We start from the raw sequence: 21,664 nt of genomic DNA on the forward strand, positions 1-21,664 counted from the left end.
AATCTGAATACCCCCGCCGCGATCAGTCGCGATAACCCGGAGCCACTCGATCCAGCATTCTCAACAATGCCGCCCAGGCCAGTTGCATGGCATCCGGGTCATCGAACTCACCCTCATCCAGCGGCCGCCCCGGATCATTGAACTGCCGCTCGGTGTGCGCGCACACCTCGGCCGACGGCAGTACCAGCTCACCGGCAGTTTGCGCGGCCAACTGGATGTCACAGGCTTTTTCCAGGTAGTACATGCGCATGAATGCCTGGCCCACCGTTTCGCCCACCGTCAGCAATCCGTGGTTGCGCAGCATCAGTACCGGCTTGTCGCCCATGTCCGCCACCAGCCGTTGCTGCTCACTCAGGTCCAGCGCCACGCCTTCGTAGTCGTGGTAAGCGACGCGGCCGTAGAACTCCATGGAAATCTGGTTCACCGGCAACAACCCGCACTTCAGCGCCGCCACTGCGCAACCGGATCGGGTGTGGGTGTGCAGCACACATTGCGCATCTTCACGGGCGCCGTGAATGGCGCTGTGGATCACGAAACCGGCCGGGTTCACCGGGTACGGCGACGGTTCCACAGCGTGGCCATAGAGGTCGATTTTCACCAGATTGGACGCGGTGATCTCGTCGAACATCAGCCCGTAAGGGTTGATCAGAAAGTGATGCTCCGGCCCCGGAATGCGCACCGAGATGTGGGTAAAAATCAGGTCGGTCATGCGAAAGTGCGCAATCAAGCGGTAGCAGGCCGCCAACTCTTCACGCAGACGTTGCTCTGTCAATGTCATACCTCGGTAACCTCTTTAACGGTGCAATCTTCCAGCCCTTGTCCCAATGCCTCCCAGCCATCGAAGCCGCGGCGAGCGATAAACACCAGGCGTGTAGAGCTGGCCTGGGTGTCATCCACCATCGGCAGAAACTGGCTGCGCGCACCGACATGTTGCAGCCAGTGCGCGGTGCTGCCCGGCGTCAGCAGCACCAAGCCTTTGACCCGGAATACATCGCTGGGCAGTGCCTTCAACCAACCACGCAAGCATTCGATGTCGAGGGCAGCATTGCTCTGCCACAACCAGCTGCTGAACATCTCGCCATGATCGCCGTCGGAAACCCGCGTCAGCGGTTTCAGCGCCCGGGGCTCAAGGTCCAGGTCGGTATCCAGCCACAGTGCATCGGGCAACTCGGCCTGTACACTTTCATGCACGCGGGTCCTGGCGCCCAATGCATCGCGCAGCGCCTGCAGCTGTGATTCGTCGACCAGATCGGTCTTGTTCAGCAACAGCAAGTCGGCAGCGGCCACTTGTGCCCGAGCCAGGCGTGCGTACTCACCATCGAGTTGCAGATGACGGGTGGCGTCGACCACGGTGATGACCATGTCCAGTTGCATCTGGCTGCGCAGTTGCGGGTAGGCCAGGGTTTGCACGATGCGCTGCGGGTCGGACACACCGCTGCACTCGATGACGATGCGCTCCAGTCGTGGCTGCAATTGCGCCAGACTGCCGAGTTGCGCCAGCAGGTCTTCCTGCACGGTGCAGCAGATGCAGCCGTTTTGCAGGCTGTATACGGCGTCGGTGACTTCGGAAACGATGGCCGCATCGATGTTCAGCTCGCCGAAATCGTTGACGATCACCGCCAGCCGACTACCTTTGGCACGGCGCACCATGCGGTTGAGTAGCGTGGTTTTACCTGCGCCGAGAAACCCCGAAACGACGGTCACGGAGATACGTGGGGAAGTCATTCTGCCTTGCCCTCCAACACCGGTGGTTCGCCCTGCCAGACGGCCTTGAGGCCGACTTTTTCCAGTGTCGAATGGCGGTCGTAAACCAATTGCCCTTCAACGAAGGTCAGCAGCACCTGGGTCTTGTGGATGTAGTTGCGCGCCGGTGCGGCGAACAAATCGCGGTCGATGACGATCAGATCCGCCGACTTGCCCACTTGCAGGCTGCCGGTGCTGTGCTCCAGGCCCATGGCCACGGCGCCGTTGCTGGTGATCACGGTCACCGCCTGTTCGAGGCTGATCGGGTCACCGAAGCAGGCCGGGTCGTCGTTCCACGGGTTCTGCCGGGTGATCATGGTTTCCAGCGCCAGCCACGGGTCGATGGATGCCACCGGCCAGTCGGTGCCCATTACCGCTGTGCCGCCCGCGGCGAGTACGCCTTTGAAGTCGTAAATGCGCTTGAGTCGCTCCTGACCGTAACCGGAACGCGCGCCGCTGGCGAACGGTGTCGGGTACCAGGCGGCCGGGGAAAACTCGGCGATGACATTCAGTTCCTTGAAGCGCGGCAGGTTGCCGGGATGCAGCAAGGTGCTGTGGGCGCACTGGTGGCGCACACCGCTGAAACCATTGCGACGACGGGCCTCGGCCACGGCGTCGAGGAACACGTCGGAGGCGCCGTCACCGGTGCAGTGGGCGATCACGCGAATGCCCTTTCGGTCCATGTCCACCACCATGTCGGTGATGTGTTCCGGGGTCAGATTGAGCTTGCCGCGCCAGCTCGATTCCTGCGGCCATGGCGTCAGCAGGTATGAAGACTTCGGCTCGACCGTACCGTCAAAATGGAACTTCACCGCGTTGGCGCTCAAGCGCGCGCTGCGGTAGTAGTGACGCTCGCCGGCCAGCAGTTCCCAGCGACGACGCACCGGGAAGATGTCGTCCTGCCAACTGATCGCTGCTTCGATGCGCACCGTCAGTTCGCCGCTGTCGTCCAGTTCCTTCAAGGCTTGCAAACGTTGTTCGCAGACGTGCACGTATTTGCTCGCCGTGACGCCGCGCGAGCTTTGGAAGTGCACGCCATCGCGATAGGCGCGGCGCAACACGCTGACCGGCGTCGGTGGCATGGCGGCGTGGATCATCGCGTAGGCGCCGTCAATCATCAGGCCAGTGGGTTCGCCGGTCACTTCGTCACGCTCGAAATAACCGTTGCGCGGGTCGGACGTGTGACGGTCGATGCCCGCCAGTTCCAGGGCCTTGGAGTTGACCATCATGGTGCCCCACATGCGGTCGAGCAGCGCCACCGGACGGTCCGGCATCACGCTGTCGAGCCACTCGCGGCCCGGGGTCAAACCGGCTTCGCGGAAGGTGTAGCGCACCCAGTACTGACCGTAGATCCAGCCGTCGCCGGGATGGCTGTCGGCGTAGGCGAGAATGCTTTCACGCAGCTGTTCCGGGGTCGGGTCTTCGATGCCGACATCGAGGTCATCGGCGTAGCGTGGTGCCAACGCAAGGTCGGGGTGAGTGTGCATGTCGTGCAGGCCCGGCATGCAGAACGCGCCTTGCAGGTCATGCACGCGAGTGTTCGGCCCCTTGTACATCTCGATCTGGCCGAGGCTGGCGACCCCGATCAACTTGCCGTCGCGGATGGCCACGGCCTCGGCCCACGGGTTGGCCGGGTCCTGGGTGTAGATACGACCGTTGGCGAGGATCAGGTCGGCGTAGGTCCCCTGCACGGAATGGGTAGAAGAAAAGTTATCGGACTCAGCCATGGTAGCCACCTTTGAGTTCAGGGAGATTGGAAGGTCCACCGGGCGTTGTGCATGTCGGCGACCTGAAAAAATTGTTGTTGTTTTACTCAGCCAGAAACGTTGTGGCGTCGACCTCGATCATCACTGGCTCCTTGGTACTGCCGAGTTGGCCCAGTAGTTCACGCAAAGCACCGGGATCTTTTGTCCGGTGATGGGCCACGTGACAGCTTTGCGCCAGCGCAGCGAAGTCTGGCGTAAGGATGTCCACCCCCAGCAACGGGCGCCTTGGCATTCATGTAGTCGCGGATTTCGCCGTAGCTGGAGTTGTTCCACAGCAGCAGGATCACGCCGACGCCCGCCTCTTTGGCAGCGATCAGTTCGGCGCTGGAAAACTGCAAGCCGCCGTCGCCAACCAGCGCTACGGCCGGGCGTTGCGGATGAGCCAGTTTGGCGCCGATAGCCAATACCACGTCGGCCTCGGCGAACAGTTCGCGACCATGCGCCGACGACTGCACACCGTCGAGCAGCAAAGGATGTTCGGGAGCCAGCAGACCACGGGCGTTGGTGGTCAATGCCACGGGGGCCTGAAGACGTTCGGCGAGCGCGGCCAGGACTTCAGCGGCACGGCGCGCGCCGCCACCGGCGAGGATCAATGGACGCTTCGCGTTGCCGATCAGGGCCACCGCAGCATCGATGGCTTCCGGCGCCGGGGCAGGCGCTGCCGGTAACGGACGCGGGCGCAGGTCCAGACCTCCGGCAGACATTTCCAGCACATCCAGCGGAATCTCGATGTGCACCGGCCGCGGCCGCGTACAGCCAAACAAGGCAAACGCCCGCGCCAGCACTTCCGGCAATTGCGCCGGGTGCTGCAACGTATGGCTGAAGGCGCAGACCCCGGCGACCAGCGCGCGCTGATCCGGCAGTTCATGCAAGTGACCATGGCCCAGGCGCAGGTGTTCGCGACGGTTGCAGGTGGAAATCACCAGCATCGGCACCGAATCCGCATAGGCCTGGCCCATGGCGGTGATGATGTTGGTCATGCCGGGACCGCTGATGATGAAGCACACCCCGGGCTTGCCGCTGGCCCGGGCATAACCGTCAGCCATGAACCCGGCACCCTGCTCGTGGCGCGGGCTGACGTGCTTCAGGCGGCTGCCGTGCAAGCCGCGATACAACTCGACAGTGTGCACGCCGGGAATACCGAAGACAGTTTCAACGCCATAGCCTTCCAGCAACTGAACAAGCGCCTGGGCACATCGGGGCATGCAGCACCTCCTGGATAAAGGGCCACAGTGGCCCAACGACGAATGGGGCTAGTATTGTTGAATCAACCAATACAACAATCGATTTTTTTTGGCCTGACTGTTCGATTTACGTCACCATATGAGCCACTCAAAACAATAACGGGATGATTTATGCGTTTTCCTTCGATGACAGCCCTTCGCGCGCTGGATGCGGTTGCCCGCACAGGCAGCGTGTCGATCGCAGCCCGTGAACTGAACCTGACCCGCAGCGCCATCAGCCACCAGATCAGCAAGCTTGAGGAATGTGTCGGTTTCGCCCTGACCGAGCGCATTGGCCGGGGCATCGGCCTGACGTATCAGGGCGAACGCTATGCGCGGGAAGTGCACGGGATTCTGTTGAACCTGCTGGATGCCGGGCAGTTGATCGACGATCAGGAGGTTTCGGGCCGGTTGTGCGTGAGTTGCGCGCCGGGGTTCGCCACTTATTGGCTGTGCCACCACATCGGTGCGTTCCTGCGTCAGTATCCGCAGGTGCAATTGCAGCTGATCTCGCCGCGGACACCGGACGACACCAACAACCCCAACACCGATCTGTTCATTGCCTACGGCATCGGCGACTGGCCGGAAATGGTCGTTGAAGAGATTGTGGCGCTGCGTTTTTTCCCGGTGTGCAGCCCGCGTCTGATCAACGCCTTGAGCGGGCTGAAAAACCCGCAGGAACTCAGTGCCTACCCGCTGCTGCACATGACCGACTACTCGGACTGGCGCGTGTGGCTGACCGCTGCCGGTGCTTCAGGGGTCAACGCGACGAGCGGCATTCTGTTTTCCGATGCGCACTGCGCGCAGTCCGCCTGCATTGCCGGCCAGGGCATCGCCATCGGCGACAACCTGATCAGCGGCGATGCCTTGTCCAAGGGTTTGCTGGTGCGTCCGTTCGACATCAGCATCGACCTGCACCGTGGCTATTACCTGGTCGCCGACCCACAAAAAGCCGAGCGCGCGGTGGTCCAGGCCTTCAGTAGCTGGGTCAAGACGCAGCTTCAGTCATCCCATCAGACCTGGCAGGACACGCTTTAAAAGCACATCACATTCCCCTGTGGGAGCGAGCTTGCTCGCGATGAGGCCACCACAGTCACTATTGATGTCGCCTGATAAATCGCTATCGCGAGCAAGCTCGCTCCCACAGGGTAGAAGCTCTATTTCGGGGCCTCTGGCCGAGGCGAAATACACAGCTTATTTGTTCAATAAAACTAACCAATATCGGCAAAATAATTCCATTGATGTAGCGATATTTTTAACAATAATAGGCCCAAAGCCCATTTCGGATTTGCATCCGTCCTCGTACGTCATATGGGCAATAAAAAGAGGAACTCCATAGTGTCCAGCCGTTCAGCGATTCAGCTCAGCGCTCAAGGTATCAGCCAGTATTACGGTCGTTTCGCGGCGCTGGATAACGTCGATCTCGACGTTCGCCAGGGCGAATTTCTTACCCTGCTGGGGCCGTCCGGCTCGGGCAAGACCACCATGCTGATGATCCTTGCCGGTTTCCTCAGCCCGACGTCGGGCAAATTGATGGAACAAGGCGTCGACATCATCAAGCGCTCCGCCGAGAAGCGGAACTACGGCATGGTGTTCCAGGGTTATGCGCTGTTCCCGCACATGAGCGTGGCCGACAACGTGGCCTACCCGCTACGCATCCGCAAAGTCCCCGCCGAAGAGCGCAATCGCCGGGTCAAGCATATTCTTGAAGTGGTCGGCCTCGGTGCGCACATGCACAAGAAGCCCGCCGAGATGTCCGGTGGTCAGCAGCAGCGTGTGGCGATCGCCCGGGCGCTGGTGTTCGAGCCGGAACTGCTGTTGCTCGACGAGCCATTGTCGGCCCTGGACAAGAACCTGCGCGAACAGCTGCAAACCGAGCTGCAACGCATCCACCGTCAGGTCGGTACCAGTTTCGTGTTCGTCACCCACGATCAGAACGAAGCCCTGGCGCTGTCATCGCGCATCGCGATTTTCAACCACGGCAAGCTGACTCAGGTCGACACCCCGGAAAACATCTACAACCGCCCCGAGAGTCGTTTCGTCGCCGAGTTCCTGGGCAAGATGAACCTGTTCCCGCTGGACAATCTGACCCGCAATGGCCAGACCGCCAGCGGCCGTTGCGGCACCAGCGTATTGCACGCCCAGGCCCCGAGCGCACTGAGCCAGGCGCCGATTGTGCTGGCCGTGCGCCCCGAGCACATGGAACTGCACAGCGAGTGCCCGACCCTGGACGGCTACAACGTGATGCCCGCACAACTCACCGACAAGGTCTATCAAGGCTCCAGTACCCATCTGGCGCTCAAGGTCGGCGGCGATACATTACCGATCAACCTGTCCGTACCCGGCAATCACCCGGGCGCGTCGATGACCAGCGGTGCTCCAGTGTGGCTGAGCTGGCCGGTGCAGCAAAGCTTCCTGCTACAAGCCTGACCCCCAAAAAAACTGCGTCACAAAGCTCTCTTCCAATGACAACAAAAAGGCCGGTGTCCACGCAGACACCCGCCGCCTGAGGACTTGCCCATGCGCCAGGATCACCAACAAGACTGCATCGAAGTGCTTATCGAAAAGGCCCGCGACGGTCAGATCAACCGTCGCACCTTTATCCAGGCTATGGGCCTGCTGGCCGCAGTGCCGCTGGCGCTGCGCAGCGGCATCAGCTGGTCGGCGGACAAGCCGCTGGTGGTGGTCAACTGGGGCGGTGATGCCCTCAACGCGTTCCGTTCGGCGTGGACCGACACCTTCACCAAGAACACCGGCATCCAGGTGCGCATCGACGGCGCCGGCCCGACCGAGGGCGCAATCCGCTCGCAACTGGCCAGCGGTCAACCGAGCTGGGACTTGGTCGACGTCGAGAGCTACAGCGCCATCGTGCTGGGCCGAGACAAGATACTGCAACCGCTGGACTACAACGTAATCAAGCGCGATAACGTGGCCCCGGCGCTCGCCTCCGATTTCGGTATCGCCAGCTACCAGTTCAGCTATGTCATGGCCTGGGACAGCGCAAAATTCGGCGACAACGGGCCGAAGACCTGGGCCGATTTCTGGGACGTGAAGAAATTCCCCGGCAAGCGCACGCTGTACAAATGGATGAACGGGATGCTCGAAGCGGCACTCCTGGCCGACGGCGTTCCGGCAGATCAGTTGTACCCGCTGGACGTGCCGAGGGCGATGAAGAAGATCGATGAGATCAAGCCTCACGTATTGTCGTTCTGGAGCTCGGGTGCCGAGAGCCAGCAATTGATGGTCGACGGTGAAGTGTCGGTGGGCGCGATCTGGCACACCCGCGCCAAGCTGCTCAGCGAAGACACCGACAATCGCGTGCGCTGGACCTTCGACAACGGTTTCATCAACTCCAGCAGTTGGGCAGTCCTGAACGGCAATCCGGGCGGCACGCAACCGGCCATGCAGTTCATCCAGCAAGCCTTGCAGCCTGAAGGCCAGCTCAAACTGTTTGAATTGCTGGGCAACGGGCCATCGAACAGCGCCACGGAAAAAATGATGTCGGCCAAGCAACTGGAAGCCAACTGCGCGTCCGAAGAGAACCTGAAAAAGCAGATCGCTCTCAATGCCCAGTGGTACGCCGACAATTACTCCAAAGCACTGGAAGAGTATCTGACGCGGTTGTCCAAGTGAGCCATTGACCATGACTACGACCCTGACCTCAACCCTGACCCCTCCCAAGCCCCGCTTCAGTTCGCCGGGGCTGGAGCGCAGCTTGCTGCTGTTCCCGCTGCCGGTGTTGCTGCTGGTCTTCTATGTGCTTCCGTTTGTCGGCGTGGTCGGCTGGAGCTTCTCGCTGCCCACGCCGGGCATCGAACAGTACCAGCGCATCGCCACGGACCCGGCGATCCAAGAGATGCTCTGGCGCACCTTGCGCCTGTGTATGACGGTCAGTTGCCTGGCCCTAGTGATCGGCTATCTGCTGGCGTACTGCTGGGTATTCAGCCCGCCGTTCTGGCAGCGGGTGGTGGAGATCTGCATCTTCATCCCGTTCTGGATTTCGGTGCTGGTACGGGCCTTTGGATGGTTGATCGCCCTGCGCAGCAACGGTGTGCTCAATAACGGTTTGATGGACATGGGCCTGATCGATCAGCCGCTGCAACTGAGCCGCAATGAAATCGGGGTAGTCATCGGCATGCTCCACGTGATGATCCCGTACGCGGTATTCCCGTTGCTGTCGACCATGCGCCAACTGGATCAGCGTGTGCTCATGGCCTCGCGCGGCCTCGGTGCTGGTGCCTTGCGCACCTTCTGGCAAGTGCTGCTGCCGCAGACCCTGCCGGGCATCCTGGGTGCCTTCATCATGGTCTTCGTGTTCTGCCTGGGCTTCTTCATCACCCCGGTGCTGTTGGGTGGCGGGCAAACGGTGATGATCGCCGAGTACGTGTTCCTGCAAATGTTCCAGACCAGTAACTGGGGCCTGGGGGCGGCACTGAGCGTAGTGTTGCTGGCCTTGGTCAGCGCATTGATCTGGGTGCTGTTGAAAATGACCCGCGTGAATCGACTGGTAGGCTGAGATCACTATGAACACCCATCGCACAAGCCTGAGTACCCGACTGCTGGCCGTGGTCGCCATGGCCTTCATGCTGTTCCCGCTGCTAACGGTCATCCCGGTGTCGTTCACCAGCAAACGCTTCCTGTCGATGCCCGAAGGCAACTGGTCGCTGCGTCACTATGAGGCGCTGGTCAGCAACCCTGACTGGTTCCACGCCATCAGCCAGAGCCTGGCCATCGCCTTCACCACCAGCATCATCGCCACCTTGCTGGCGGCGAGTTTTAGCCTCGGCATCTGGTACATGCGCTCCAAACTGGCCACGGCGTTGATTGGCCTGGTGTTGTTGCCGATGGCGATTCCACCGGTGATTTCCGCGCTGGTGCTGTACTTCATGGAAACCAAGCTCGGTCGCTTCGCGCCGGGCATGGGCTATGACACCCTGACCGGCGTGGTGATTGCCCATGTGATCATGGTGGTACCGTACGGCGTGGTGACCATGCTGGTTGCGTTGAGCCAGATTGACCGGCGCATCGAACTGGCCTCGCGCAACCTCGGTGCCAGCCTGATGCAGACCACGTTCATGGTGATTTTGCCAAACCTGAAACTGGGCCTGGCCTCCACCGCCCTGCTGGGCTTTGCCCTGTCTTGGGAAGAGGTGGCAGTGACGCTGTTCATCACCAGCGTCAACGTCGACACCCTGCCCAAACGCATCTGGAGCGGCCTGCGCGACAACGTCGACCCGAGCGTGGCAGCAATTTCGGTGTTACTGATCTCCCTGACGCTGCTGGTGCTGATTGGCCGCTTGGTGGTGCAGCATCTGGCGGACAAGCGAGCACAGCGACTGCAACACCCATAACCACCACGCATCAACACGGATAAAAAAGCCCGCGCTTCATCACGAAGGCGGGCTTTTTTACTCATGGCGCACCACCACGTGTTGGCGATGCTGCAGACCACCAAATACGTCGATGGTTTGCCACTGTATCGGTTCGAAAAATTACTTGGTCGACACGGCGTCGATATCCCCCGTCAAACCTTGGCGCGCTGGGTGATCCAGTGCGGCGAACACTTGCAACCATTGCTGAATTTGATGCGCGACAGGTTGCTGGAAAGTCCGGTGATCCACTGTGACGAAACGCGGGTACAAGTGTTGAGGGAGCCGGATCGAGACCCGACCAGCCAGCCCTGGATGTGGGTCCAAGCCAGCGGCCCGCCTGAGCGCCCAGTTGTCCTGTTTGACTACACCACCAGCCACGCGCAGGAGGTGCCCCTGCGCCTGCTTGCCGATTATCGCGGCTACCTGATGACCGACGATTACGCCGGCTATAACGCCTTGGGGGCGCGCAGCCCGGTGTCGAGCGTTTGGGCTGCTGGGCACATGCGCGACGTAAGTTCGTCGATGCGCAAAAAGTGCAACCCAAGGGTAAGACCGGGCGAGCCGACATCGCGCTGAGTCTGATCAACAAACTGTATGGCATCGAGCGCTAGTTCAAAGAAGCCAGCGATGATCAGCGTTTTGGCGCTCGACAGGAAAAAGGTCTACCGGTACTCGCAGAACAGGGGGGCTTCCTGCTCCAGCAGCTTTTGAACCGTGCGGGCCGCCAGCGTGTTGGGCGACGCAGTGAGCTGGCCAGCACCACACTGCGCATGAGTTCCGGCTTGACGATACGGGCGCCCGAGAAGCGCGGGTCGTCGACATGTTCAAACAACCCCGAAGTGATTGCGTAGCCGCCACCGGCAGCGACGATTTCCCATTGCAGCCGGATCGAGTCTGCCTCCACGGCACAATCGAATTGAATGCCGTGCGACTTGGAGAGTTTTTCAAGCCGCGCGCGTAATGGATGTGGCCGCGATGGAAGCACCAGGGGCAGCCCCTGCAGGCTGGATAACTCGACGGTTGGCTGCGTGACATCCGGATCCTGGGCGCGACCGACCAGCATGAGTTTGGGGGTGTACCAGCACCGACTCTTCCAGGTTACACATCGGCTTCGCGTAGAAGCAGCGCCATGTCTACGCGCCCTTCATTGATCAGTTCCTCAAGGTGCGCGCTGCTGCCTTCGCAGATTGAAATCTGTGTTTTGCGCAGAAGGTTCAGGACTCAGATTTGACGTAGCGGCGTGTAAAAAAGGCGCTTTCACTGCTCAATGAATGGGTAGCCGGGCCGGGTCGACTTTTTCAACACCATCGGCCGTTTTCTGCCTCATGCGATGGGCAGCTATGGGTCCAGGCTGTGTGAAAACGTTTTACAGCGGGTTTGACAGTCAGGACCGGAACGAAAATCACGTTCCTACGCAAATTTCAGGTCTGCTGATTAACCAAACGCTGGCAGATTTTACGTAGCAACGCAGACTTCAAAACGGTGCATGCGTTTTCACACAGCCTGGGTCGATAGCAGCCCTTCGCGAAAGGCAACTATCGACCAGAAGCAGGCACCAAACGAACATCTGCGCCGACACTTGCTCATCCATTGCGCAACCCAATTCCCGGTTTCAGCCTTCAGCCTTCAGCCAAGTATTTGCCGCCGATCATTCCCGGGGGTGTTGTTTTGCCATCGGCGAAAGGCACGGGCCAGGCAGCTGGCACTGCTGAGGCTCAACCTGCCGGAATGACTGATTTCGGCCGATCTTGTCGAACAATCCGCACATTTAGATAGCACGCTAATCACAAGCTAAACTATGATGAGGTAACTTCTTAGCCGCAGACCTCGACATGACTGACACATTGACACTTGGTTTTGCCCTGCATGACAGCGCCCGGTTGATGCGCAAGCGATTTGAGCAGCGGGCGCGGCATGTCGGCCTCACCCGCTCGCAGTGGCAAGTACTGGCCATGTTGTCGAAGAACGAGGGGATCCATCAAAAAGGCCTCGCGGATTTACTGGAGCTGGAGTCGATCACCCTTGTGCGTCTGCTGGACAAAATGGAGGAACGCGGACTGCTTGAACGGCGCCGGCATCCTACGGACCGACGCCTGTCCCTGCTTTTTTTGACGGAGCAGGCTCATCCGCTTCTGGAACTCATGCGTGACATGGGCCGATCGACACGCCTGGAGGCCACGAACGGATTCTCTGAAGAGGAAGAACAACTGCTGCTGCAAATGATGAAGCGGATGAGGTCCAACCTGATCGAAGCCTGCAGTCTTCCCATCGACGACGAGACGCGCCGCCATGGCTGATCAACGCCTGAAGTCACCTGCACAGACTCCTGTGCTGCCCGTGACCTCACGACTGGAAGGCCCCGCTTCAACCGAGGCGCGCAAACCAGACCTTGGGCAAACCGACAGCAGCCAGAGCAGTGCTTCCCCTGCCCGTCCAAAACGGCAGCTTGTACGCAAAGCTCTCTTTACATTGTTGCCCGTGGCGCTTCTGGTCGCCGGTTACCTGTACGTGACAGGCGGGCAGATCATTTCCACCGACAATGCCTACATACAGGCTGATCATGTCGGCGTTTCCACGGATGTCTCGGGCCTGGTCGCCTCGGTGGATGTCAAAGACAATCAGCGGGTCGTCAAAGGTCAAATACTGTTCACCCTGAAACCGGAGCCGTTTCAGATAGCGTTGGCGAGTGCCAAGGCGCAACGGGACAACGTGCGCAATCAGATCCTCAACCTCAAGGCCAACTACAACCAGGCGCTGGCCGAAATCGATCAGGCACAAATCGACCTCGCGTACTACCAGGCCAGCTTCCAGCGTCAGCAAACCCTGGTCAGCGTTTCTGCGGTGTCCAAAACCAACTACGACGATGCCAAGCACGCACTGGACAGCACCCGGCAAAAAATCGCCGTTGCCAAGGCCACCGCACAAATGGTGCTGGCCCAATTGGGTGGGCATATCGAGACACCCGTCGAACAACAATCCACGTATCTACAGGCCCAGGCCGCCGTCGACGAAGCGCAGCGCAACCTGAACAACTCAGTCGTCAGGGCGTCGTTCGACGGTGTCGTGACCAACGTTGATTCGCTGCAAGTCGGTTCCTATCTACAACCACCACAATCAGGCATCAGCCTGGTGTCGGATGATCACCTGTGGGTCGCCGCGTCACCCAAGGAAACGGAACTGACCCACATGAAGCCCGGTCAACCCGTGGATATCAGTGTCGACAGTTACCCCGGCGTCTGGTGGCACGGCACCGTCGAAAGCATCAGCCCGGCGTCGGGTTCAAGCTTCTCGTTGCTGCCTGCGCAAAACACCACGGGCAACTGGGTCAAGGTCGTGCAACGGATCCCCGTGCGCATCAGCATCGATGATGCCGGACAAAAACCGCCGCTACGCACCGGCATGAGTGTGGAAGCGCAGATTGATACAGGTTCGGCGCGCGGCCTTCCGTCCATGTTCTCGGGGCTGTTTGCGAGCAAGGCCCCCGCCCATGAGTAATCCGGCAACGACGCAACCGGTGGCCCATCGCGGGATGATCACCGCTTGCGTCGTGCTGGCCGTGATCATGCAAGCGCTCGACACCACCATTGCGAACGTCGCCCTGCCCTACATGCAAGGCAGCATCTCGGCCAGTTCGGACCAGATCAACTGGGTGCTGACCTCCTATATCGTCGCCGCTGCCGTCATGACGCCGCCCTCTGCCTTCCTGGCCAGACGCTTCGGGCGCAAACGCGTGCTGCTGTGGGCGATTGTCGGCTTCGTCGTCTCGTCGATCCTTTGCGGCCTGGCGCAGTCGCTGGAGGAAATCATCCTGGCCCGTCTGCTGCAGGGGCTTGCGGGTGCGGCGCTAGTGCCGTTGTCCCAAGGCATTCTGCTGGATATCTACAGCCTCAAAGAGCGCGGTTCAGCCATGGCCCTGTTTGGTGTGTCGGTCATGGTCGGCCCAGTGCTGGGCCCGATGCTCGGCGGCTGGCTGACGGAGAACTTCAGCTGGCGGTGGGTGTTTTTCATCAATTTGCCCATTGGTCTGCTGGCGCTGGCCGGGATCATCTATTACGTCAGCGAAACGTCGACCGACACCTCGTCACGGCTGGACTGGCTCGGTTTTGGTTCGTTGAGCGTAGCGATCATGGCCCTGCAACTGTTTCTGGACCGAGGTGAACAACTGGGCTGGTTCTCTTGCGGTGAAATCCTGATCGAAGCGGTGGTGGCCGCTGTCGCCGCGTACGTGTTTCTGGTCCATACCTTCACCACTGATTCGCCCTTCATCAGCCCGAAGCTGTTCAAGGACCGTAATTTTTCGATCAGCGTCATTTTCATTTTTATCGTCGGCATTACCTACCTGGCCTCGCTGGCGCTGATGACCCCTTACCTGCAAACCCTGATGGGCTATCCGGTGCTGACCGCCGGCATGGTGATGGGCCCACGCGGGTTGGGCACGATGCTGACCATGTTCCTCGCCGGCCAACTGCTGGGCAAAGTCGATACCCGCCTGTTACTGCTGACGGGGTTGGGTTTGTCAGCGCTGTCGATGTGGCTGATGACGGGCTGGACGCCCAATGTCTCGATACAAACCATCATCGTTGTCGGCTTCATTCAAGGCACCAGCCTGGGCATGCTGTTTGTGCCCTTGACCACGGTTGCCTTCGCGACCTTACCAACGTCCTTGCGGGCAGAAGGCACGGGGCTTTACAGCCTGTCGCGAAATGTCGGCTCCAGCGTCGGGATTTCTATCGTGACGGTGCTGCTCACGCAGAACATCCAGGCCAACCACGCGGAAATAGGGGCCTACGTCACGCCCTTCAACCGGGCCTTCGACGCCTGGCCGATCAAGCACTTTCTGGACCCGATGGTCGCGTCCGGACGCGCAACACTGGACGCAATGGTCACGGTGCAGGCCAGTTGGATTGCTTACGTGGATGACTTCAAGCTGCTGATGGTGCTGTCACTGGCGGTCATGCCGCTGCTGCTGATTATCAAAGCCCCAAAAATTCAGGCGAATGAAGAACCCGCACCGGTCATGGAATAGATCAAGTCCGCGTGGGTTCGATGGCAACCCCTCGCTCTTCACTCCAATAAGTGGATCAGTAGAGGCTCAACTGAGGTTGGAGTTATCTCAAGCAGAGCCAGGGTCACTGGCAACTTGAAGCGTCGCCGTCCCGCGCTACCAGGATTGAGAAATAGCTGTTCCCCACGCCATTCTATCCGTGGCTTGTGGGAGTGGCCGGTGATCACCAGCTTGATGCCTGTATCCAGTTCGATCGGGAGATCGGCAATGTCATGTACCAACAGCGCTGGCCATCCGTTGACGTCGAAACGCAGAAGATCAGGGAGATTGGCTGCCCACGGAGCCTCTTGATCATTGTTCCCACGCACGACGTGTAATGACGCTATAGACGCCAGTTGACCAAGAATCTCGGGGCTACCGATGTCCCCGGCATGAATGATCTGCTCACATCCCGCCAGGGCAGCAAGGGCTTCGGGGCGAAGCAATCCATGAGTATCGGAAATAACGCCAACTTTCATGCCATTCACCAGAGCAAGCTCAGTAAGTTGACCACAGTGTAATGTGACAAATTTCTGTGATGCGCGAGATCTTCTCTACGGGCTGCGTTCGGCCAGAAGCAACGGACGTTCAGCCTACGTCTGCTTCCGGCCAGGAGCGGACAGTCGCAGTAGACTCGCGCAAAGCGAATCGAGTAGTGTTTAAGCTGAATTTGCTCGTGCATCTGCGAGAGTAACCGTGGCTTTCCAGCCATGGTGTATAACTCCCTTATGTGGTCATCGGACCGCTGCAAAACCCAGCCTAGGCAGGAAACAAGGAATGTTATCCACCAAGTCCACGAAAGCGTTTTTTGCCCCATTTAGGGCCTATTTGTAGTTATACCGGATCCAAAGACATGAAACGCAAGCATCTGAAGATAATTTTAATTTCACTTTCAGCAATTACTCACAACGTGTCAGCGGATCAAAAAGGCTTGAGTCTTGAACCTCTTGCAATGGCTAACACAAGCTGCGCTGCGTTTTATGCGGCCGCACAAGTATTGATCAAGCCAGAAGCCAAGAAAGAGTATGAATCTAAATTCAGCACACATTACGCCCTATCACACCAGCTCAGCTCTTCATATGAAACGCTAACAGAGAACCTGAACAAAGAAATTCAACGCCAAGCCACCGATGCTTTATCTTTAAAAGAGAAAGTGCAGGTTGTAGACTTCCTAGCCAAAAACCTAATTAAGTGCAGTGCAATCGAAACCCAATCCACTGCAATAATTAAAAATAACACCACTTACCAAGAATAATTCACTGATTAAATACTCAACCACGACAACTCTATGAATCGTCCCCATTTTCGTAGACGGATCGAATGGCCTTTTCTGGCCAATATCGGCAGGTGACCACCGTCTGCTTCGGGTCGACTGCGGCCATTGGTGACAGGCAGAAATCGGCCAAAAGCAGTCGCTCGCTTTAAGGGCAAATCAACGCCTGTCAGATAAATTCGCGCTCCTGGGTTTCGTAAATAACTTTTACGCCTTACATCAATGGAATTGTATAGCTCACGATCAGGCGATTCTGGTCCTGGTCGCGGGCGATATCACTTCGGGACATCGCGTTCCGCCAGCCGAAACCGACGTTCTTCAACGCACCGCTCTGGATCACATAGTCCAGAGAGATATCGCGCTCCCATTCGCTTGCGTCCTTGCCGCTGGCAGTCTGAATATTGTCGCCCTTGAGGTACATCACCGATGCCTTCAAGCCTGGAGCACCCAGAGCAGCGAAGTCGTAGGCATACTGCGCGAACGCGGTCCGCTCACCCGCCTGGATGAAGGTCTGAATGGTGCGGTCGGTGTAAAGATAAAGACTGGCACCTGCCTCTCCTTTATCGACCAGGCCACCCTGATTGAGTTGCGCAAAGTTGCTGTTATCGGAAACGCTCTGATAGCCCGCCGTAATCGCATGGCCGCCCAACGAATAAATGAACGCCGCGCTCCAGGTATCATTGTCGATTTCACCGGTACCGCCTTTGGTGAAACCGCTGAACTTAAAACCACTGGCGCGACCGGCCGCACTGCTGTTCTTGCCATCGGACGTGGTCTTGAAATAACGCAGGTCGGTTTTCAGCGAACCGTATTCACCGAGCGGCAACACATGCAGCAAACCAGCGAAGTGCTGTTGGTAATAGTCTTCGAGATTGGCGTAGTAATACTGAGCGGTCAGATCCTTCGTTAGTTTGTAATCGCCACCGGCAAAGGTAAATTTATTGCTTTCCTGCGTGCCGCCCGCAACGGCCAGACCTGCACTATCGCTGGAAGCACGCCCGGTGGCGTGTTCAAGTTGGCCGGCGGTGAAGGTCAGGTTATCGATTTCATTGCTGGTGACCTGCCCGCCCTCGAAGGTTTGAGGCAACAGACGGCCATCGTTGGAGACCAGAATCGGCAATTTCGGTTGTAAGGTGCCGTAACGCAGTTCGGTCCTGGAGAAACGCATCTTCGCCGTCGCACCGACACGACCCCATTGGTCCACGGCCTTGTCGCCGTCGCTGGGAAACATCGAGCCGCCGACATGACGACCCGTGCCGCTGTCGAGCTTCAATCCCAGCAGGCCAATAGCATCCACGCCGAACCCCACGGTGCCGTCGGTAAACCCGGATTGATAATTGAGCATGAAGGCCTGCCCCCACTCTTCGGTCTTCGAAGGCGCGGCGGCACCGTCGCGGTTATCGTTGTTGAAGTAGAAGTTGCGCAAGCCCAACTGGGCTTTGCTGTCTTTAATGAAATCAGCAGAGGCCAACGGGCTCATGGCCATACTCAGGCCGCCGGTCAAAAAACTTAATACTTGAAACGTGGCTTTCATCGGGACGAACTCCAGCGCGGGACCTATGTTCCGGGCACATTGAAAAGACAGCAGAAAGCATCCGGCCAATCAGCGAATTGACCAGTGCGCTAAACAATCATCGAGAAAAACTTCACCAACACACAGAAAGAGATAGTCGTTACGACCTCCGAAGAAACCCGGCAGAAAAGCGCCTTGAAAGTCCCTGTGTGATCAGTCGATCAATCCATGAGCGTCATAAAACGGATACGGCCCCGGATATTCACCGAACACCGCGTTATGGGTGATCAACCCCTGTTGCGCATGCCAGCGATGCAAGAGATACCCGGCCGGCTCCAGATTGAAATGCGCCGCAGCAGCTTCCTGTAGATCCAGCACGATCTGATGGGAAGTACCGGGGCACACACAACTCAGGCTGCCACCGAAACGCCGTTGCATCGGCCGGTGCAAATGCCCGCACAGTAAGCGCTCCACCTGCGGGTGACGGGCGATGAGCTGCTCCAGCGCCGCCGCATTGATGAACGGCTCGCGGTCCATATGGCCGATACCGCTGATAAACGGCGGGTGATGCAGAACCAATAGCGTCGGTACATCGGGACGACATGCCAGTTGTTCATCGAGCCAGAGCAACTGGCTGTCCAGCAACTGACCGCCATGGGCGCCAGGGATCGTCGTGTCCAGACCGATCAGGCGCACCGGATACTCCTCAACCACCCAATCCAGTGGTGCGCTGGCCGACATCGGCAAGTAAGCATGATCGGCAAATGCCGCCAGCAAATGCTCGCGATTGTCGTGGTTGCCGGGCACGAGGTAGCAAGGCATGTGCAGGCGCGCCAGTTCGGGATGCAGCACGGCATATTCAGCAGGACGACCGAAGTCCACCAGGTCGCCACTGATCACCACGATGTCGGGACGCGGATGGCTGGCATTCAAATGATCGACAGCACGACGCAACGCGCCAAGGGTATCGACGACGCCATAAGTCAGTCTTTGACCGGCTTTAAGGTGCAGATCGCTGATCTGCGCAATGAGAAACGGACAGTTCAAAATAAGTTCTCTGAAAACAACAGCATCACGAATGCAGGGTGAACAGGGCTTGCGGCTCTATGGCCAGGGCAATCAGGGCGCCGGGCGCGTGAATGACGTCGTCGGTGCTGTCCACCAACAACGGCTGTGCGGCGTCGACGTCCACCAACAGGCGGCTTTGGGCGCCCTGGAAAAACTGACCCACCAGACGTCCGCGCAGATGGCCTTGACTGTCCATCACCCGCAAATGTTCGGGGCGGCAATACACCGTGGCGGGCAGATTGGCGCCATGCCATGGGAGTTCGCCGCCGCTGACTTTCAAGCCATGGGTCGTGCGCTCGATCACCGAAAACGCATTGAGGTTGCCAACAAAACTGGCGACGAAAGCGTTGGCCGGCTGCTGATAGATTTCCCGCGGGCTGGCCAATTGCGCGACGCGGCCGTGCTCCATGACCAGTATGCGATCCCCCAGTGCCATGGCTTCGCCTTGATCGTGGGTAACGAATACCGAGGTGATTCCCAAGCCGCGTAACAGTTTATCCAGCTCACTGCGCAAGCGTTCACGCAACTGAGCATCCAGCGCCGCCAAGGGTTCGTCGAGCAGCAACACCCGCGGCCGGGGTGCCAGCGCGCGGGCCAGTGCGACACGCTGGCGCTGGCCGCCGGACAACTCGTGAATGCTGCGCTTGCCGTGATCGTGCAGGCCGACCAGCTCCAGCAACTCCGAGCAACGCTTGTTGCGTTCAGCGGGCGACAGGCCGCGAATTTTCAGGCCATAAACGATGTTGTCGGCCACATCCAGATTTGGAAACAGCGCGTAGTTCTGGAACACCATGCCCACGTTGCGACGCTCGATGGGCAGACGCGTGACCTCGCGGTCGCCAAAAAATATATGACCTGCGTCCGGGCGTTCCAGACCGGCGATCATGCGCAAGGTGGTGGTTTTGCCGCAACCGGACGGGCCGAGAATCGCCAAGGTTTCCCCGGCTTCGATGGTCAGATTCAGATCATGCACAGCAACGGTGCCGTCAGAGAACGCCTTGCGGCAACCCTCCAGGCGAATGGTGGTTCCGGTCATCGACTCTCTCCACGGGAAAGACGGGCGCTGATGGCCTGCAACGCAATGAGCAGCGGCACGATCATCAACAGGAATATGAGGGTATAGGCGCTGGCGACTTCCAGCCTGGCCGAGGCATAGCTGTCGGCCAAGCCTACCGGCAATGTCTTGGTCATCGGGGTGTGAAGCATCCAGGTCAGGTTGAACTCGCCCAACGACAGGGTGACGACCATCAACGCCCCGGCGAGAATCCCCGCCCGGCAGTTGGGCACCACCACGCTGAAGAAACGCCGGATCGGCCCGGCGCCAAGGCTGGCCGCCGCTTCCTCCAGCGTTGGCAGGTGCTGACGTTGCATCACTGCCATCACCGGGCGCACCAGAAATGGCAGCGTGAACAGCACATGGCCGACGAGAATGAACACCCAGCTGCTACGAAACTCACCGAACTGACCATAGGTGAGCAGCAACGCCAAAGCGCTGGCCAGACCTGGCATCGCCACGGGCAGTACCATCAACTCTTCGAACGCGCGGCTGAAGCGATTGTCCATCCGCACCAGCGCGTAAGCCGCCGGTACACCAATCACGCAGACACATAGCGCGCAGGCCGCTGCCAGTTGCAGGGATAGCCAGACGGTTGGTGAGTAGGTCTGCCAAACCTGTATCAGCCAGTCGAATGTAAGTCCGCTGGACAGGCCCACGAAATAATTGCGCGTCAGCCCGGCCAGCAGCGACATCAGCACGGGCACCAACATGAAGGCGCAAACCAGCAAGGTAAAAGCCAGTTGCCCGACAAACAGCGTTGAGCGTTTCACAAGACAGTCCCCGATTGTTTGACCAGCCGCCGGGCCAGCAACAGTACGGCCCAGGTCACCGCACCCAACACCACCGACAGTGCAGCGGCCACGGCGAAGTTGGCGTAATTGGTGAACACGTTGTAGATCGCCACCGGGGTCACGTTCAGCCGAGTGCCCAAGGTGAAGGCCGTACCGAATGCGCCCATGGAGGTCGCGAAACAGATAGCCCCACATGAGACCAATGCCGGCGCCAGGCCGGGCACTATGACATCGCAGACCACTCGCCAATGACCCGCCCCCAGTGAATGGGCTGCTTCTTCCAGGCTACGATCCAGGCTTTCGCAAGCCGCCATCACCGTGAGGATCACCCGCGGAATCGAGAAGTACAGATAGCCGATGAACAACCCTGTCAACGAGTAGGCAAAAATCCAGCGCTCCCCCGCCAGCTCGAGGCCAAGCGTGGCGAACAACCCCTGACGACCGGCCAGCAGAATCACCAGAAAGCCGACCACCACGCCGGGAAACGCCAGTGGGAAGGTCAACAAGGCGACCAGTGCCGAGCGGCCGAAGAAGCGCTGGCGAGCCAGAAACACACCACTGATGCCGCCCACCAGCAGCGCCGCAAGGGTCACCACGAGGGCAAGAATGCAGGTCTGCGCCAGACTGCCCAGATATTGCGCGCTGGTCAGCACCTGCCAATAACCGCTGTCGCTGCCGTCGCGGCTTTGTCCACCCAGCACGATCAGGTGCGCCAGCGGCAATAACCAGAACGCGAACAGCACCGCTGCTGCCGGCGCCAGCGCCCAGGCAGCGGTCGGCCGCAAGCGCGGCACGATGGCCCGACCCGACCTGC

19 protein-coding genes and 2 pseudogenes are annotated in these 21,664 nt (G+C 59.3%); 10 read left to right on the plus strand and 11 right to left on the minus strand.

Annotated elements, in window-relative coordinates; translation table 11 throughout:
* Positions 1 to 22 precede the first annotated feature (22 nt).
* The 4 genes and pseudogenes from AC07UI_RS14165 to AC07UI_RS14180 form a co-directional block, all read right to left on the minus strand.
* Complete coding sequence (locus tag AC07UI_RS14165) at positions 23 to 778, minus strand: class II aldolase/adducin family protein (protein ID WP_494993063.1); 756 nt, start codon at positions 776 to 778, stop codon at positions 23 to 25.
* Entirely contained in the window at positions 775 to 1,725 is a 951-nt protein-coding gene (locus tag AC07UI_RS14170; protein WP_494993064.1) for a CobW family GTP-binding protein, read from the minus strand. The genes AC07UI_RS14165 and AC07UI_RS14170 overlap by 4 nt, the downstream gene beginning before the upstream one ends.
* Positions 1,722 to 3,470: an amidohydrolase gene (locus AC07UI_RS14175; RefSeq protein ID WP_494993065.1), complete on the minus strand. Its 1,749-nt coding sequence runs from the start codon at positions 3,468 to 3,470 to the stop codon at positions 1,722 to 1,724. The genes AC07UI_RS14170 and AC07UI_RS14175 overlap by 4 nt, the downstream gene beginning before the upstream one ends.
* Positions 3,471 to 3,552: 82 nt before the next feature.
* Positions 3,553 to 4,714: pseudogene (locus AC07UI_RS14180) on the minus strand (thiamine pyrophosphate-binding protein).
* Positions 4,715 to 4,864: 150 nt separating this feature from the next.
* On the opposite strand from AC07UI_RS14180, the gene AC07UI_RS14185 reads away from it, so the two are divergent.
* From AC07UI_RS14185 to tnpC, 6 genes and pseudogenes are all read left to right on the plus strand, one after another.
* Positions 4,865 to 5,770, plus strand: coding sequence for a LysR substrate-binding domain-containing protein (locus AC07UI_RS14185; RefSeq protein ID WP_494993066.1), 906 nt, complete (start codon positions 4,865 to 4,867; stop codon positions 5,768 to 5,770).
* Positions 5,771 to 6,070: 300 nt separating this feature from the next.
* Entirely contained in the window at positions 6,071 to 7,162 is a 1,092-nt protein-coding gene (locus AC07UI_RS14190; RefSeq protein ID WP_494993067.1) for an ABC transporter ATP-binding protein, read from the plus strand.
* Between the two features lie 90 nt (positions 7,163 to 7,252).
* Positions 7,253 to 8,365, plus strand: coding sequence for an ABC transporter substrate-binding protein (locus tag AC07UI_RS14195; RefSeq protein ID WP_494993068.1), 1,113 nt, complete (start codon positions 7,253 to 7,255; stop codon positions 8,363 to 8,365).
* A gap of 10 nt (positions 8,366 to 8,375) precedes the next feature.
* Positions 8,376 to 9,248: an ABC transporter permease gene (locus AC07UI_RS14200; protein ID WP_494993069.1), complete on the plus strand. Its 873-nt coding sequence runs from the start codon at positions 8,376 to 8,378 to the stop codon at positions 9,246 to 9,248.
* Between the two features lie 7 nt (positions 9,249 to 9,255).
* On the plus strand, positions 9,256 to 10,083 hold the full coding sequence (locus AC07UI_RS14205) for an ABC transporter permease (RefSeq protein ID WP_494993070.1): 828 nt from the start codon (positions 9,256 to 9,258) through the stop codon (positions 10,081 to 10,083).
* 63 nt (positions 10,084 to 10,146) lie between these two features.
* A pseudogene (tnpC, locus tag AC07UI_RS14210) lies at positions 10,147 to 10,799 on the plus strand (IS66 family transposase); the annotation flags it as partial.
* On the opposite strand, the gene AC07UI_RS14215 reads toward tnpC, so the two are convergent.
* On the minus strand, positions 10,736 to 11,167 hold the full coding sequence (locus tag AC07UI_RS14215; RefSeq protein ID WP_494993071.1) for a LysR substrate-binding domain-containing protein: 432 nt from the start codon (positions 11,165 to 11,167) through the stop codon (positions 10,736 to 10,738). The pseudogene tnpC and the gene AC07UI_RS14215 overlap by 64 nt on opposite strands.
* A gap of 769 nt (positions 11,168 to 11,936) precedes the next feature.
* Here AC07UI_RS14215 and AC07UI_RS14220 point away from each other — a divergent pair.
* The 3 genes from AC07UI_RS14220 to AC07UI_RS14230 are packed head-to-tail and all read left to right on the plus strand — an operon-like array spanning position 11,937 to position 15,130.
* Complete coding sequence (locus AC07UI_RS14220) at positions 11,937 to 12,401, plus strand: MarR family winged helix-turn-helix transcriptional regulator (protein WP_494993072.1); 465 nt, start codon at positions 11,937 to 11,939, stop codon at positions 12,399 to 12,401.
* Complete coding sequence (locus tag AC07UI_RS14225; RefSeq protein ID WP_494993073.1) at positions 12,394 to 13,599, plus strand: HlyD family secretion protein; 1,206 nt, start codon at positions 12,394 to 12,396, stop codon at positions 13,597 to 13,599. The genes AC07UI_RS14220 and AC07UI_RS14225 overlap by 8 nt, the downstream gene beginning before the upstream one ends.
* Entirely contained in the window at positions 13,592 to 15,130 is a 1,539-nt protein-coding gene (locus AC07UI_RS14230) for an MDR family MFS transporter (protein ID WP_494993074.1), read from the plus strand. The genes AC07UI_RS14225 and AC07UI_RS14230 overlap by 8 nt, the downstream gene beginning before the upstream one ends.
* A 38-nt stretch (positions 15,131 to 15,168) precedes the next feature.
* On the opposite strand, the gene AC07UI_RS14235 is transcribed toward AC07UI_RS14230, so the two are convergent.
* Positions 15,169 to 15,627, minus strand: coding sequence for a metallophosphoesterase family protein (locus AC07UI_RS14235; protein WP_494993075.1), 459 nt, complete (start codon positions 15,625 to 15,627; stop codon positions 15,169 to 15,171).
* 374 nt (positions 15,628 to 16,001) lie between these two features.
* Here AC07UI_RS14235 and AC07UI_RS14240 point away from each other — a divergent pair, with 374 nt between their 5' ends.
* Entirely contained in the window at positions 16,002 to 16,403 is a 402-nt protein-coding gene (locus AC07UI_RS14240) for a hypothetical protein (protein WP_494993076.1), read from the plus strand.
* 232 nt (positions 16,404 to 16,635) lie between these two features.
* Here AC07UI_RS14240 and AC07UI_RS14245 read toward each other — a convergent pair whose 3' ends face one another.
* The 5 genes from AC07UI_RS14245 to AC07UI_RS14265 all read right to left on the minus strand — a co-directional run bounded on the left by AC07UI_RS14245 (position 16,636) and on the right by AC07UI_RS14265 (position 21,644).
* Positions 16,636 to 17,955 (minus strand): OprD family porin, encoded by a 1,320-nt coding sequence (locus AC07UI_RS14245; RefSeq protein ID WP_494993077.1) that lies wholly within the window; start codon positions 17,953 to 17,955, stop codon positions 16,636 to 16,638.
* Between the two features lie 192 nt (positions 17,956 to 18,147).
* Positions 18,148 to 18,981, minus strand: coding sequence for a phosphodiesterase (locus tag AC07UI_RS14250; protein WP_494993078.1), 834 nt, complete (start codon positions 18,979 to 18,981; stop codon positions 18,148 to 18,150).
* 25 nt (positions 18,982 to 19,006) lie between these two features.
* Positions 19,007 to 20,038, minus strand: a complete 1,032-nt coding sequence (locus AC07UI_RS14255) for an ABC transporter ATP-binding protein (RefSeq protein WP_494993079.1) — start codon at positions 20,036 to 20,038, stop codon at positions 19,007 to 19,009.
* The gene (locus tag AC07UI_RS14260; RefSeq protein ID WP_494993080.1) at positions 20,035 to 20,829 is read right to left on the minus strand and encodes an ABC transporter permease; all 795 of its coding nucleotides are present in this window, start codon (positions 20,827 to 20,829) and stop codon (positions 20,035 to 20,037) included. The genes AC07UI_RS14255 and AC07UI_RS14260 overlap by 4 nt, the downstream gene beginning before the upstream one ends.
* Positions 20,826 to 21,644: an ABC transporter permease gene (locus AC07UI_RS14265; protein ID WP_494993101.1), complete on the minus strand. Its 819-nt coding sequence runs from the start codon at positions 21,642 to 21,644 to the stop codon at positions 20,826 to 20,828. The genes AC07UI_RS14260 and AC07UI_RS14265 overlap by 4 nt, the downstream gene beginning before the upstream one ends.
* Positions 21,645 to 21,664: the final 20 nt, after the last annotated feature.

The sequence above is a fragment of the Pseudomonas sp. GW821-FHT04C07 genome, from assembly GCF_059420325.1.

Bases quoted from the DNA above. Each gene is read 5' to 3' on its own strand.
- AC07UI_RS14185 (WP_494993066.1), top strand. From the start codon at position 4,865: ATGCGTTTTCCTTCGATGACAGCCCTTCGCGCGCTGGATGCGGTTGCC.
- AC07UI_RS14215 (WP_494993071.1), bottom strand. From the start codon at position 11,167: ATGCTGGTCGGTCGCGCCCAGGATCCGGATGTCACGCAGCCAACCGTC.
- AC07UI_RS14255 (WP_494993079.1), bottom strand. From the start codon at position 20,038: ATGACCGGAACCACCATTCGCCTGGAGGGTTGCCGCAAGGCGTTCTCT.
- AC07UI_RS14230 (WP_494993074.1), top strand. From the start codon at position 13,592: ATGAGTAATCCGGCAACGACGCAACCGGTGGCCCATCGCGGGATGATC.
- AC07UI_RS14240 (WP_494993076.1), top strand. From the start codon at position 16,002: ATGAAACGCAAGCATCTGAAGATAATTTTAATTTCACTTTCAGCAATT.
- AC07UI_RS14175 (WP_494993065.1), bottom strand. From the start codon at position 3,470: ATGGCTGAGTCCGATAACTTTTCTTCTACCCATTCCGTGCAGGGGACC.
- AC07UI_RS14205 (WP_494993070.1), top strand. From the start codon at position 9,256: ATGAACACCCATCGCACAAGCCTGAGTACCCGACTGCTGGCCGTGGTC.
- AC07UI_RS14220 (WP_494993072.1), top strand. From the start codon at position 11,937: ATGACTGACACATTGACACTTGGTTTTGCCCTGCATGACAGCGCCCGG.
- AC07UI_RS14195 (WP_494993068.1), top strand. From the start codon at position 7,253: ATGCGCCAGGATCACCAACAAGACTGCATCGAAGTGCTTATCGAAAAG.
- AC07UI_RS14165 (WP_494993063.1), bottom strand. From the start codon at position 778: ATGACATTGACAGAGCAACGTCTGCGTGAAGAGTTGGCGGCCTGCTAC.
- AC07UI_RS14170 (WP_494993064.1), bottom strand. From the start codon at position 1,725: ATGACTTCCCCACGTATCTCCGTGACCGTCGTTTCGGGGTTTCTCGGC.
- AC07UI_RS14225 (WP_494993073.1), top strand. From the start codon at position 12,394: ATGGCTGATCAACGCCTGAAGTCACCTGCACAGACTCCTGTGCTGCCC.
- AC07UI_RS14245 (WP_494993077.1), bottom strand. From the start codon at position 17,955: ATGAAAGCCACGTTTCAAGTATTAAGTTTTTTGACCGGCGGCCTGAGT.
- AC07UI_RS14235 (WP_494993075.1), bottom strand. From the start codon at position 15,627: ATGAAAGTTGGCGTTATTTCCGATACTCATGGATTGCTTCGCCCCGAA.
- AC07UI_RS14200 (WP_494993069.1), top strand. From the start codon at position 8,376: ATGACTACGACCCTGACCTCAACCCTGACCCCTCCCAAGCCCCGCTTC.